The organism is Pseudomonas sp. R3.Fl, from assembly GCF_023516765.1.
Classification (GTDB): Bacteria; Pseudomonadota; Gammaproteobacteria; order Pseudomonadales; family Pseudomonadaceae; genus Pseudomonas; species Pseudomonas citronellolis.
On the sequence record NZ_JAMGSO010000001.1, the window covers coordinates 5,532,243 to 5,545,100 of the forward strand.

Consider the following 12,858-nt stretch of genomic DNA (forward strand, 5'->3'; position numbering starts at 1 on the left):
AGAAGGGAAAACCATGACCAAGTCGGAGTTGATCGAGAGAATCGTCACCCATCAGGGGCAGCTTTCCGCAAAGGATGTGGAGCTGGCGATCAAGACGATGCTTGAGCAGATGTCCCAGGCTCTGGCTACCGGCGATCGCATCGAGATTCGTGGGTTCGGCAGTTTCTCTCTGCATTACCGCGCACCGCGCGTCGGCCGGAATCCGAAGACCGGCGAATCGGTGCGCCTGGATGGTAAATTCGTTCCGCACTTCAAGCCGGGCAAGGAATTGCGCGATCGGGTGAACGAGCCCGTGTAGCCGGCTAGAGAACGATCGAGGATTTTTCATGCTTCGGCTCAAACGCTTTCTGGCCTTCCTGGCTGCCATCCTGCTCTGCGCAGTGGTCGTCGTCTTCGTCTTGGAGAACCTTCAGCGGGTTCAACTGGCCTTCCTGGGCTGGCAGACGCCGGAGTGGCCGCTGGTGGTCTTCATTACCCTGTCCTTCGTCTTGGGTGGTGTCATCGGCCTGCTGCTGAGCATTCCATTCCGGGCGCGCACGCGCCTGCATCTCTCGGGGCTGCGTTCCGAAGTGTCGCGCTTCCGCAAGGAAAACCAGGCCCTGCGCGACCAGTCGCTGAAGACCCAGTGACACCGGGATGTCCAGCGTTGTAGCGATGCTGCTGTTCGTTTTGGCCCTGGCCGTCGGTTGGTGGCTGGGGCGACGCTCGTTGCGCCCGGGCTCTTGGCCGGCTTCGGCTGACGAGGCGTTGCGCGAGCGGGTGCGCAACATGCACAACCTGCTCGACCGGCATTCCGACGACGCGCTGGAGCGTCTTTCCCAAGGGCTTTCGCTGAACGAGGAAACACTCGAAAGCCACGTTCATGTCGGCAATCTGTTCCGTCGCCGTGGGGATATCGAGAAGGCCATCCAGATCCACCAGGAACTGCTGGACAAGGCATCGGCCAACCCCGAGCTGTCCGCGCAGATCAGTCTCGAACTCGCTCGTGATTACATCGCCGGAGGCTTGCTCGGTAGTGCCGAGCAACTGCTGGATGAGCTGATGCAGCGAGATGGCCAGGCCATCTCACTGGAGGCGCTGGACGAGTTGCGTCGCATCGCCGAGCGTGAGAAGGATTGGGCGCGTGCCGTTGAACTCGCTGCGCGCCTGGTGGGGCGGCGCTCTCAGCTGAAGACGGTGCTGGCCAACTATTATTGCGAGCAGGCTCAGGAGCGCATTCGCGCGGGTGACCGCGACGGTGCCCGCGAGCTTCTCAAGGAAGCCCGGCGGGTCGACCCCCAATGCGTGCGCGCCTTGCTGATGCGCCTGGACTGTGAGCTGTGGCAGCGCAACTTCCAGGCTGCCGACGCCTCCATCACCGAGCTCTGCGCGGCCGATGCCGGCTTTCTCGGCGAGCTGCTGCCCATGTTGCGGCGCCGCGAGTGTTGTGCCGAGCCGGAAATCCTCGCCTGCCTGCGCCGTCTTGCGGAGGCGCCGGATGCATCGCCGGCGCTGCTGGCGATCCTGGCCCAGCTCGATGCGGATGGGCAGGGCTGGCGTGGCCGCTTGCTGGCCAAGGTCCAGCAACAGCCGTCCTGGCGAGGGCTGCTGGACATGCTCGGTACGCTGGGTGGTGGAAGGGCGGACCAGGAGCTGTTCACCCACATGCAGCCGATCATCCTCGGCCTGTATCGATCGATGCCGCACTATCGCTGTGGCAATTGCGGTTTCGCCGGGCGCGAACTGCACTGGCAATGTCCGGGCTGCCACGCGTGGAATACGCTCAGGCCGATCGCTGCTCCCCAGCAGTGATGCCGATGCCCGGAATCATGGATGGTGCCCCGGCGCCCTGAATCTCTAGGAGTGGTGTTGAAAGTACTTCTGACCGGTGCGACCGGTTTTGTCGGGCGGGGCATTCTCGAAGCCTTTGCCGCGATACCGGAGCTGCGCCTGGCGGTGGCGGTGCGTTCCCGTCTGTCTGGCGAATTTCCCGGCGTGGAGATCCACTCCATCGATGGCCTGGACGCGACCCAGGACTGGGCTTCTGCACTGGCTGGCGTGGACGTCGTGATCCATGCCGCGGCCCGGGTGCATGTCATGCGCGAAACCGCGGACGACCCCCAGGCCGAGTTCCGCGCGGTCAACGTCGAGGGCACCCTCAACCTGGCGCGCCAGGCTGCAGCCGCAGGGGTGCGGCGTTTCATCTTCATCAGTTCGATCAAGGTCAACGGTGAGCTGACGCCGCCCGGCCGGCCGTTCCGTGCCGAGGATCGGCCGGAGCCGGCCGATCCCTACGGCCAGTCGAAGCTGGAGGCGGAGAGGGCGCTGTCGCACTTGGCCGAAGGGAGCGCGATGGAGTGGGTGATCATCCGCCCTCCGCTCATCTACGGCCCGGGTGTGGGGGCCAACTTCGCCAGCCTGATGCGTGCGGTGCAGCGGCAGCTGCCCCTGCCGTTCGCTCGGGTGCGCAACCAGCGGAGCCTGGTGGCCAGGGATAATCTGGTCGATCTGCTGCGCGTATGCCTGGAGCACGAGCGTGCCGCCAACCAGGTCTTCCTGGTCAGCGACGACCACGATCTTTCCAGTGCCGAGCTGTGCCGTCGCCTGGCCATGGCTCTCGGCGTACGCTCGCGGCTGCTGCCTGTGCCGGTGGCCCTGCTGCAGGGGCTGGCCGCGCTATTTGGGCGAGGAGCCCAGGCGCAGCGCGTGCTGGGCTCGTTGCAGGTCGATATCGGCAAGACCCGCGAGCTGCTGGGCTGGCAGCCGCCGGTGAGCGTCGACCAGGCGCTCGCGGAGACGGCGCGCTGGTACCGGGAGGCCCGGGCATGATCTTCCTCCTGCTGTTTCTCGCCCTGCTGCTGGCTTGGGCCGGTACCGCCGGGGTTCGCCACTATGCTCTGGCGCGCAGCGTGATGGACGTGCCCAACGAGCGCAGCTCCCACAGTGTGCCGACGCCAAGGGGCGGCGGGGTGGCGATAGTCCTGAGCTTCCTGCTGGCGCTGCTGCTGTCCTGGGGGATGGGCCTGACCGATACGCGCGCCATGCTTGCCCTGCTGCTGTCGGGGGGCTGGATAGCCCTGGTGGGATTCATCGACGATCACCGTCACGTACCGGCGCGCTGGCGCCTGCTCGGCCATTTCCTCGGCGCGGCCTTCCTGCTCTACATGCTGGGGGGGCTGCCGGCCCTGTCGTTCGCCGGCGTTCGCTGGGACCTGGGGCTATTCGGCTCGCTGCTGGCGTTGTTCTACCTGGTGTGGCTGCTGAACCTCTACAACTTCATGGACGGCATCGACGGCATCGCCAGCCTGGAGGCGATTACCGTCTGCGGCGGCGCGGCGCTCTGCTGCTGGTTGGCGGGGGTGGGGTCGGCCGCCTGGCTGCCGCTGTTGCTCGCCGCGGCCACCGCGGGGTTCCTGGCCTGGAACTACCCACCCGCGCGGATATTCATGGGCGATGCCGGCAGCGGCTTCCTCGGCATCATGCTGGGCGGGCTCTCGCTGCAGGCGGCCTGGCAGGCGCCGCAGTTGTTCTGGTCGTGGCTGATCTTGCTGGGCGCCTTCGTCGTCGATGCCACCTGGACCTTGGCGCGGCGCTTGCTGCGCGGCGAACGGGTCCACGAAGCGCACCGCAGCCATGCCTATCAGCGGGCTTCGCGGCGTCTTGGCCAGCATCGCGCCATCAGTTTGTCGGTGGCTGCGATCAATCTGATATGGCTGTCGCCGATCGCCGTTTTCGTGGCGCTGGGCCGAATCGACGGCGTCGCCGGTCTGTTTCTTGCCTATGCTCCATTGGTGCTGGTCGTGGCATTGCTGGGCGCCGGTGGGCCTGAAAACGGCAAATCGAAGTGAACTCCATGGGAAATGGTGGTCAATGTAACGGGAGACTGCGCTCCCGGACTGGGAAGGATGAAAGGATATGCTGCGAGAGCGCCTGCTGAGGTTGCCCCGACGTTACAAGCGAATGCTGCAGGTCGTCACGGACGTGCTCCTGGTCTGGCTGGCCCTGTGGCTCTCTTTCGTGGTGCGCCTGGGTACGGATGACCTGACCTATCCCTTCCGTGTGCATGCCTGGCTGTTCATCGCCGCGCCGTTGATCGCGATACCGTTGTTCATCCGCTTCGGCATGTACCGGGCGGTCATGCGTTACCTGGGCAACGATGCGCTGATCGCCATCTGGAAGGCGGTGACCATTTCGGCCCTGGTGCTTTCGCTGGTGGTCTACTGGAACCGCTCGGTCGTCGAGGCGGTGCCGCGCTCCCTGGTGCTCAACTATTGGTGGCTGAGCCTGCTGATGGTCGGCGGCCTGCGCCTGGCCATGCGCCAGTACTTCATGGGCGACTGGTACAGCGCGATCCAGGTCGTGCCTTTCCTCAAGCAGGATGATGGCCTGATCAAGGTCGCGGTGTATGGCGCCGGTACCGCGGGTAACCAACTGGTCGCCGCGCTGCGCCTGGGACGGGTGATGCGCCCGGTGGCCTTCATCGACGACGATGACGAGATCGCCAACCGGGTGATTGCCGGCCTGCGGGTGTTCAAGCCCAAACATATCCAGCAGATGATCGAGGAGACCGGGGCCCAGGAAATCCTCCTGGCGATTCCTTCCGCCTCGCGGGCGCGCCGTCGCGAAATCCTCGGCCTGCTCGAACCCTATCCGCTGCACGTGCGCAGCGTGCCCGGCATCATCGACCTGGCCAACGGTCGGGTGAAGGTGGACGACATCCAGGAGGTGGACATCGCCGACCTGCTGGGGCGCGACCCGGTGGCGCCGCGCAAGGAGCTGCTGGAGCACTGCATCCGCGGCCAGGCGGTGATGGTCACCGGGGCGGGCGGCTCCATCGGTTCGGAATTGTGCCGCCAGATCCTGCCTTGCGGGCCCACGGTGATGGTGCTGTTCGAGCACTGCGAGTTCAATCTCTACCGCATCCACCAGGAACTGGAGCAGCGCGTCCGGCGGCAATCCCTGCCGGTGCAGCTCGTGCCCATCCTGGGCTCGGTACGCAGCGCCGAGCGCCTGCTGGAGGTGCTGGGCAGCTGGAAGATCAACACCGTCTACCACGCGGCCGCCTACAAGCATGTGCCCATCGTCGAGCACAATATTTCCGAAGGGGTGCTGAACAACGTCCTGGGGACGCTGTATGCGGCCCAGGCCTCGATCCAGGCTGGCGTGCAGAACTTCGTGCTGATCTCCACCGACAAGGCTGTGCGACCGACCAACGTCATGGGCGGGACCAAGCGCCTGGCCGAGATGATCCTCCAGGCGCTCAGTCTGGAGCCCGCGCCGGTGCTCTTCGGCGACAAGACCGGGGTCCACCATGTGAACAAGACCCGCTTCACCATGGTGCGTTTCGGCAACGTGCTGGGCTCGTCCGGCTCGGTCATCCCGCTGTTCCGTGAGCAGATCAAGCGTGGCGGCCCGGTGACCGTCACCCATCCGGCGATCACCCGCTATTTCATGACCATTCCCGAGGCTGCGCAGTTGGTGATCCAGGCGGGCTCCATGGGGCGCGGCGGCGACGTCTTCGTGCTCGACATGGGCCAGCCGGTGAAAATCCTCGAGCTGGCCCAGCGGATGATCCACCTTTCCGGGCTCAGCGTGCGCTCGGAGAGTTCGCCTCACGGTGACATCGCCATCGAGTTCAGTGGCCTGCGTCCCGGCGAGAAGCTCTATGAGGAGTTGTTGATCGGCGACGAGGTAGGCGCCACCGAGCACCCGATGATCATGAAGGCGAACGAGGAAATGCTGCCTTGGGAGGCGTTCAAGACGGTGCTGGTCTCGCTGCTGAAGGCGGTGGAGCGGGGCGACTACGCCCAGGTGCGTATGCTGCTGCGCGAGACGGTCAACGGCTACTGCCCGGATGGCGACATCGTCGACCTGGTCCACCAGCAGCGTCGTATGGAGCCCTGACAGACCGATACCGGTGCTCGGTCGGACACTGCCTTGTTGCAGGAGGGGCTCTTCGTCCAATCGGCGAGGAAGCCCCTGATTCATTCAAAGTGTGATTTTCCCTTCTTCCCCTTGCCCCGCTCCTGTCGCTAAAGGTGAATGGCGAGCCCGTTCTGGCTCGCCATACCCAGTGACTAAAAGGAGTTGTTCATGCATAAGGCATTCGCGCTACTGCTGGTCGTGCTTTCCTCCCTTTCCCTGTCGGGCATGGCTGCCGCCGCTCCCGCGCCGGAGAAGCTGACGCCGGCGACGGTCACCATGCACGACGAGAAGGAAGGGCTGGTCAGCCTCAACACGGCGGACGCAGAGACGCTGCAAAAGCGGCTCAAGGGGATCGGCAAGGCCAAGGCCGAAGCCATAGTGGCCTATCGGCAGGCCAATGGCCCCTTCACCAGCCTGGATCAGTTGCTGGAAGTGAAGGGCATCGGCAAGGCGATCCTGGAGAGCAACCGGGAGGCGATCAGCCTCGACTGAGGCACTCCGCGATGGAAAGGCCGGTCCGGGTGACCGGCCTTTTTCGTTGCGTAGGGCGGATAACCGTTCGCGGTTATCCGCCGTTGTCTAGGGAAACGGCGGACAGGACGATTGGTGTGGACGTTTCCTCGTAGGAGCGGATTTATCCGCGATTCCGCCGGTAGGACCAGCATTCCGTCGAGCAGGGCGATGGGTATCGCTTCGCTCCACCCATCCTACGAAGAGCTGGGCGTCGCCCCAAAGAAAAAGCCCCCGGCATATGCCGAGGGCTTTTGAATTTTGGCTCCGCGACCTGGACTCGAACCAGGGACCCAATGATTAACAGTCATTTGCTCTACCGACTGAGCTATCGCGGAACAACGGGGCGTATCTTACTGATTAAGAAGGGGAAGTCAACATTCTGCCGATGACTTCCCCGGTTTTTTTCAGAGCACCTGGACGATGGCGCGGGTGACGGTTTCCAGGTTGCCGTTGTTCAGCGCGGCGACGCAGATGCGGCCGGTGCCGACGGCGTAGATGCCGAACTCGTTCTTCAGGCGCTCCACCTGCTCGGCGGTCAGGCCGGAGTAGGAGAACATGCCGCGCTGCTGGGCGACGAAGCCGAAGTCGCGCTTGGCGCCCAGGGCGGCCAGTTGCTCGACCATGGCGACGCGCATGTTGCGGATGCGGCTGCGCATTTCGCCCAGTTCCTCTTCCCACAGGGCGCGCAGTTCCGGGCTGTTGAGCACGGCGGAGACGACGCTGGCGCCGTGGGTCGGCGGGTTGGAGTAGTTGGTGCGGATCACGCGCTTGACCTGGGACAGGACGCGGGCGGACTCCTCGCGGCTGTTGGTGACCACCGACAGCGCGCCGACGCGCTCGCCGTACAGCGAGAACGACTTGGAGAAGGAGCTGGAAACGAAGAAGTTCAGGCCGGACTGGGCGAACAGGCGCACTGCGGCGGCGTCTTCGTCGATGCCGTCGCCGAAGCCCTGGTAGGCGATGTCGAGGAAGGGCACGTGGCCTTTGGCCTTGAGCACTTCCAGGACCTGTTTCCAGTCGTCCAGGCTCAGGTCGACGCCGGTCGGGTTGTGGCAGCAGGCGTGCAGGACCACGATGGACTGCGAAGGCAGGGCGTTGAGGTCTTCCAGCAGGCCGGCGCGGTTTACGCCGTGGCTGGCGGCGTCGTAGTAGCGGTAGTTCTGCACCGGGAAGCCGGCGGCCTCGAACAGCGCGCGGTGGTTTTCCCAGCTCGGATCGCTGATGGCCACGATGGCGTTGGGCAGCAGGCGCTTGAGGAAGTCGGCGCCGGTCTTCAGCGCGCCGGTGCCGCCCACGGCCTGGGTGGTGACCACGCGGCCTTCGGCCAGCAGCGCGGGGTCGGCGCCGAACAGCAGCTTCTGCACGCCCTGGTCATAGGCGGCGATGCCTTCGATCGGCAGGTAGCCGCGCGGAGCGTGTGCTTCGATGCGGGCTTTCTCCGCGGCCTGTACCGCGCGCAGCAACGGGAGGCGACCCTCTTCGTTGTAGTACACGCCAACGCCCAGGTTGATCTTGCCCGGGCGGGTATCGGCGTTGAAAGCTTCGTTCAGGCCCAGGATGGGGTCGCGGGGGGCCATTTCGACAGCGGAGAACAGACTCATTTTGGCAGCAGCTCTAGGGCGGGAGTGAAGATGCAATTGCAACCCCCGCGCACGGCGCTGGGGGATGCGTCGACGGGCCGGTATTATATAGGCCTCTATGGCAGGCGGCGAGTTGATCGCGCATGCTTTCGCCTGGTTTGACGCCGCAGCCGCGCCCGCGTCACACCCCACAGCGAGGTTCCCATGTCGACATTCCAACTGGATTCGCGCTTCAAGCCGGCGGGCGACCAGCCCGAGGCGATCCGACAGATGGTCGAGGGTCTGGAAGCGGGCCTTTCGCACCAGACGCTGCTGGGGGTGACCGGCTCCGGCAAGACCTTCAGCATCGCCAACGTCATCGCCCAGGTGCAGCGCCCGACCATGGTCCTGGCGCCGAACAAGACCCTGGCCGCGCAGCTCTACGGCGAATTCAAGACCTTCTTCCCGCACAACGCGGTGGAATACTTCGTCTCCTACTACGACTACTACCAGCCGGAAGCCTACGTGCCGTCCTCCGATACCTATATCGAGAAGGACTCGTCGATCAACGACCACATCGAGCAGATGCGCCTCTCCGCGACCAAGGCCCTGCTGGAGCGCGAGGACGCCATCATCGTCTGCACCGTGTCGTCGATCTACGGCCTGGGCGACCCGGCGTCCTACCTGAAGATGGTCCTGCACCTGGACCGCGGCGACCGCATGGACCAGCGCGAGCTGCTGCGCCGCCTGACCAGCCTGCAATACACCCGCAACGACATGGACTTCGCCCGCGCCAGCTTCCGCGTGCGCGGCGACGTGATCGACATCTTCCCGGCGGAATCCGAGCTGGAAGCCATCCGCGTCGAGCTGTTCGACGACGAGGTGGAGAACATTTCCGCCTTCGACCCGCTGACCGGTGAGGTGATCCGCAAGCTGCCACGCTTCACCTTCTACCCCAAGAGCCACTACGTGACGCCGCGGGAAACCCTGATGCAGGCGGTGGAGCAGATTAAGGAAGAGCTCAAGGTGCGCCTGGACTACCTGCGCAACAACAACAAGCTGGTGGAGGCCCAGCGCCTGGAGCAGCGCACCCGCTTCGACCTGGAGATGATCCTCGAGCTGGGCTACTGCAACGGCATCGAGAACTACTCGCGCTACCTCTCCGGGCGCGGCCCCGGCGAGCCGCCGCCGACCCTCTACGACTACCTGCCGGCCAACTCGCTGCTGGTGATCGACGAATCCCACGTCAGCGTTCCCCAGGTTGGCGCCATGTACAAGGGCGACCGTTCGCGCAAGGAAACCCTGGTGGAATACGGCTTCCGCCTGCCCTCGGCGCTGGACAACCGGCCGCTGCGCTTCGAGGAATGGGAGGCCATCAGCCCGCAGACCATCTTCGTCTCCGCCACCCCCGGCCCCTATGAAGAGCAGCATGCCGGGCGGGTGATCGAGCAGGTGGTGCGGCCCACCGGCCTGGTCGACCCGCAGATCGAGGTGCGCCCGGCCTCCACCCAGGTCGACGACCTGCTCTCGGAAATCCGCCGGCGCGTGGCCAGCGGGGAGCGCGTGCTGGTCACCACCCTGACCAAGCGCATGGCCGAGGACCTCACCGACTACCTGGGCGACCACGATGTGCGCGTGCGCTACCTGCACTCGGACATCGACACCGTCGAGCGCATGGAGATCATCCGCGACCTGCGCACCGGCGCCTTCGACGTGCTGGTGGGTATCAACCTGCTGCGCGAGGGCCTGGACATGCCCGAGGTGTCGCTGGTGGCCATCCTTGACGCCGACAAGGAAGGCTTCCTGCGTTCCGAGCGCTCGCTGATCCAGACCATCGGCCGCGCCGCGCGCAACCTCAACGGCAAGGCGATCCTTTATGCCGACAACGTCACCGGCTCGATGCAGCGCGCCATGGACGAGACCGAGCGGCGGCGCAACAAGCAGATCGCCTTCAACGAGCAGCACGGCATCGTGCCCAAGGGTGTGAAGAAGGACATCAAGGACATCCTCGAGGGCGCCAGCGTGCCGGGCGCCAAGGGCAAGCGCCGCGGCGTGGCCAAGGTGGCGGAGGAGAGCGGGCGCTACGAGGGCGAACTGCGCTCGCCGAACGAGATTGGCAAGCGCATCCGCCAGCTCGAAGAGAAGATGTACCAGCTGGCCCGGGACCTGGAGTTCGAAGCCGCCGCCGCGGTGCGCGACGAAATCCACAAGCTGCGCGAACGCCTGGTGGAGGTCGGCTGACCTCCACCGCGGGGCTCAGTGCGCGCCGGCGCCGGCGCCAGCCTGGGCGCCGAGGCCCGCGGGCAGGGGGCGTGTCAGCAGCGCGGCGAGCATGCTCACGGCGAGAACGATGCCGATGGCGTGGAAGGCGTCGTTGTAGGCCATGATCGCCGCCTGCTGGTGGACGATCACGCTCACTTCGCCCAGCGCCGCCTGCTGGCTGCCCAGTTGCGCGGCCAGTTGCGCCAGGCGCTCTTCCACCGCGCCATTCATCGGCACCACCGCTTCGCGCAGGTAGTCGTAATAGACCTTGGCGCGGCTATCCAGCAGCGTCGCCAGCAGGGCGATGCCGATGGCGCCGCCGAGGTTGCGCAGGATGTTGAACAGGCTGGAGGCGGAGCCGGCATCCTGCGGCTGCAGGTAGGCGGTGGCGATCAGCGAGATGGTCACCATCACCATCGGCTGGCCGAGGGCGCGCAGCAGCTGGATCTGGTTGAACTGCGGACCGGCGAAGTCCGGGTTGAGCACCCCGGAACTGAAGCTGGCCAGGCCGAACAGGCCGAAGCCCAGGGCGCACAGCAGGCGTGGCTCGATGATCTTCATCAGCTTGGGGATCAGCGGGATGAGGAACAGCTGCGGCACGCCCATCCACATGATCACCTCGCCGATCTGCATGGCGTTGTAGCCCTGGATCTGCGCCAGGTACAGCGGCAGCACGTAGATCGAGCCGTACAGCCCCATGCCCAGGCCGATGCTGGAGATGCTCGCCAGGCCGAAGTTGCGGTTGCGCAGGATGCCCAGGTTGATCAGCGGGTTGGGCCGCGAGGTCTGCAGGATGACGAAGAGGATCAGGCTGACCAGGGCGATGCTGCCCAGGGCGACGATCAGGTTCGACTCCAGCCAGTCCTTGCGGTGGCCTTCCTCGAGGAACACCTGCAGGCAGCCCAGGCCGATGGCCATGGTGACGATGCCGGCGTAGTCGGTGCTCTTGAGCAGTTCCCAGTGCGGCGCCTTCTTCTCCAGGCCGTAGAGCAGCCCGGCGATCATCAGCAGCCCCGGCGGGATGTTGATGTAGAAGATGTACTCCCAGCCGAAGTTCTCGGTCAGCCAGCCGCCCAGGGTGGGGCCGATGGACGGCGCGAAGGTGGCGGTGATGGCGAACAGCGCCATGCCCTTGGGCCGGTGGTGCTCCGGCAACTTGAGCAGGCTCAGGGTGAAGGCCAGGGGGATGAGCGCGCCGCCGGTGAAACCCTGCATGGCGCGGAACACGATCATGCTCTCCAGGTTCCAGGCGAAGGAGCACAGCAGCGAGGAGAACAGGAAACCGATCGACACCATCACCGCCAGGCGCCGCGCCGACAGCAACTGCACCAGCCAGGCGGTGAGCGGGATCATGATGATCTCGGCCACCAGGTAGGAGGTGGAGATCCACGAGCCTTCCTCCAGGGTGGCGGCCAGCGCGCCCTGGATGTCTTTCAGCGAGGAGTTGGTGATCTGGATGTCCAGCACCGCCATGAAGGCGCCGAGCATCGCCGAGAGCACGGCGACCCAGTCGCGCCGGGTGGGCTCCCCGGCCGGGCGGACGAGGGCGTCAGCGCTCACCGAGCTGCACCTCGGCCTCGACAGACATGCCCGGGCGGATCAGGCCCTTGAGCGGGTTGTCGGCGGCGAAGGTGATCTTCACCGGGATGCGTTGCACCACCTTGGTGAAGTTGCCGGTGGCATTGTCCGGCGGCAGCAGGCTGAACTGGGCGCCGGAGGCGGCGAAGAGGCTGTCCACGCAGCCTTCGATGGGGGTGTCGGGGAAGCTGTCGAGGATCAGCCGGGCCTTCTGCCCGGGGCGCATGTGGCCGACCTGGGTTTCCTTGAAGTTGGCCTGCACCCAGATGCCTTCGTCGGGCACCAGCGCCAGCAGCTGGCTGCCGACCTGCACGTACTGGCCCACCCGCGCGCTGCGCTGGCCGACCAGGCCGGCGACGGGCGCGCGCAGTTCGGTGCGCGCCAGGTTGATCTCGGCCTGGGCGATCTCCGCCCGGGAGGCGTCGATCTGCGCCTGCAGGCGCTTGATGTCGGCGTTCAGGGCGTCGATCTGGATGCGCTGGGCCTGCAGGTCGGCCTGGGCCTTGGCCACCTGCGAGCGGGCCACGTGGGAATCGGCGGTCAGGGTGGTGACGCGTTCCTCGGAAACGTAGCCGGGCTTGCGCAGGGTCTGGGCGCGGTTGAGGTCGATCTGGGTGCGGCCGAAGGTGGCCTGGGTGGCGTTCAGGTCGGCCTCGCTGGCGGCGATCATGCTGCCCTGGCCCTTGAGTTTGCTGCGTGCCTGGGCCAGCTCCGCCTCATGGGTGGCGAGGGCGGCCCGGGCGCGGTCCAGGGCCAGGCGGAAGTCGGCATCTTCCAGCTTGACCAGCAACTGGCCCTTTTCCACGTGCTGGTTGTCGGTGACCAGCACCTGGTCGATGCGCGCGCCCAGCTGGCTGGCGATGCGGGTGATCTCGCCCTGGACGTAGGCGTTGTCGGTGGTTTCCTGGAAGCGGCCGATGAAGTACCAGCGCGCCAGGAAGGCCAGGGCGACCAGGCAGAAAATGACGAAGAAGATGCTCAGGCGGCGTTTTAATTGTGCGGGCATGATAAACGAGCGTTTGTTTGGCAGAATTTTTCCCGC

Annotated in this window: 11 protein-coding genes and 1 tRNA gene; 8 read left to right on the forward strand and 4 right to left on the reverse strand. The window is 65.6% G+C overall.

Features of this window, described 5'->3' with window-relative positions:
• Nucleotides 1–13 precede the first annotated feature (13 nt).
• The 7 genes from ihfB to M8R19_RS24465 all read left to right on the forward strand — a co-directional run bounded on the left by ihfB (nt 14) and on the right by M8R19_RS24465 (nt 6,396).
• Nucleotides 14–298, forward strand: a complete 285-nt coding sequence (gene ihfB / locus M8R19_RS24435; protein ID WP_009621012.1) for an integration host factor subunit beta — start codon at nt 14–16, stop codon at nt 296–298.
• Between the two features lie 28 nt (nt 299–326).
• On the forward strand, nt 327–629 hold the full coding sequence (locus M8R19_RS24440; RefSeq protein WP_009621013.1) for a LapA family protein: 303 nt from the start codon (nt 327–329) through the stop codon (nt 627–629).
• Between the two features lie 7 nt (nt 630–636).
• Nucleotides 637–1,791 carry a tetratricopeptide repeat protein gene (locus M8R19_RS24445; RefSeq protein ID WP_074976187.1) on the forward strand — a complete coding sequence of 385 codons (1,155 nt, stop codon included), beginning with the start codon at nt 637–639 and terminating at the stop codon, nt 1,789–1,791.
• Nucleotides 1,792–1,848: 57 nt separating this feature from the next.
• The gene (locus M8R19_RS24450) at nt 1,849–2,808 is read left to right on the forward strand and encodes a UDP-glucose 4-epimerase family protein (protein ID WP_083426692.1); all 960 of its coding nucleotides are present in this window, start codon (nt 1,849–1,851) and stop codon (nt 2,806–2,808) included.
• On the forward strand, nt 2,805–3,827 hold the full coding sequence (locus M8R19_RS24455) for an MraY family glycosyltransferase (RefSeq protein WP_074976182.1): 1,023 nt from the start codon (nt 2,805–2,807) through the stop codon (nt 3,825–3,827). The genes M8R19_RS24450 and M8R19_RS24455 overlap by 4 nt, the downstream gene beginning before the upstream one ends.
• Nucleotides 3,828–3,894: 67 nt before the next feature.
• Nucleotides 3,895–5,883: a polysaccharide biosynthesis protein gene (locus M8R19_RS24460; protein WP_074976180.1), complete on the forward strand. Its 1,989-nt coding sequence runs from the start codon at nt 3,895–3,897 to the stop codon at nt 5,881–5,883.
• 189 nt (nt 5,884–6,072) lie between these two features.
• Nucleotides 6,073–6,396: a ComEA family DNA-binding protein gene (locus tag M8R19_RS24465; RefSeq protein ID WP_043313517.1), complete on the forward strand. Its 324-nt coding sequence runs from the start codon at nt 6,073–6,075 to the stop codon at nt 6,394–6,396.
• A 280-nt stretch (nt 6,397–6,676) separates the two neighbouring features.
• Here the strand turns inward: M8R19_RS24465 and M8R19_RS24470 are convergent.
• A tRNA-Asn gene (locus tag M8R19_RS24470) sits at nt 6,677–6,752 on the reverse strand.
• Between the two features lie 69 nt (nt 6,753–6,821).
• Nucleotides 6,822–8,018, reverse strand: coding sequence for an amino acid aminotransferase (locus M8R19_RS24475; RefSeq protein WP_249919178.1), 1,197 nt, complete (start codon nt 8,016–8,018; stop codon nt 6,822–6,824).
• Nucleotides 8,019–8,201: 183 nt separating this feature from the next.
• Between M8R19_RS24475 and uvrB the strand changes: the two genes are divergently transcribed.
• Nucleotides 8,202–10,217, forward strand: coding sequence for an excinuclease ABC subunit UvrB (gene uvrB / locus M8R19_RS24480; RefSeq protein WP_249919179.1), 2,016 nt, complete (start codon nt 8,202–8,204; stop codon nt 10,215–10,217).
• A gap of 15 nt (nt 10,218–10,232) precedes the next feature.
• Here the strand turns inward: uvrB and M8R19_RS24485 are convergent, their stop codons facing one another.
• Nucleotides 10,233–11,798 (reverse strand): MDR family MFS transporter, encoded by a 1,566-nt coding sequence (locus M8R19_RS24485; protein ID WP_502942966.1) that lies wholly within the window; start codon nt 11,796–11,798, stop codon nt 10,233–10,235.
• Nucleotides 11,788–12,822 (reverse strand): HlyD family secretion protein, encoded by a 1,035-nt coding sequence (locus tag M8R19_RS24490; protein ID WP_116425702.1) that lies wholly within the window; start codon nt 12,820–12,822, stop codon nt 11,788–11,790. The genes M8R19_RS24485 and M8R19_RS24490 overlap by 11 nt, the downstream gene beginning before the upstream one ends.
• Nucleotides 12,823–12,858 lie beyond the last annotated feature (36 nt).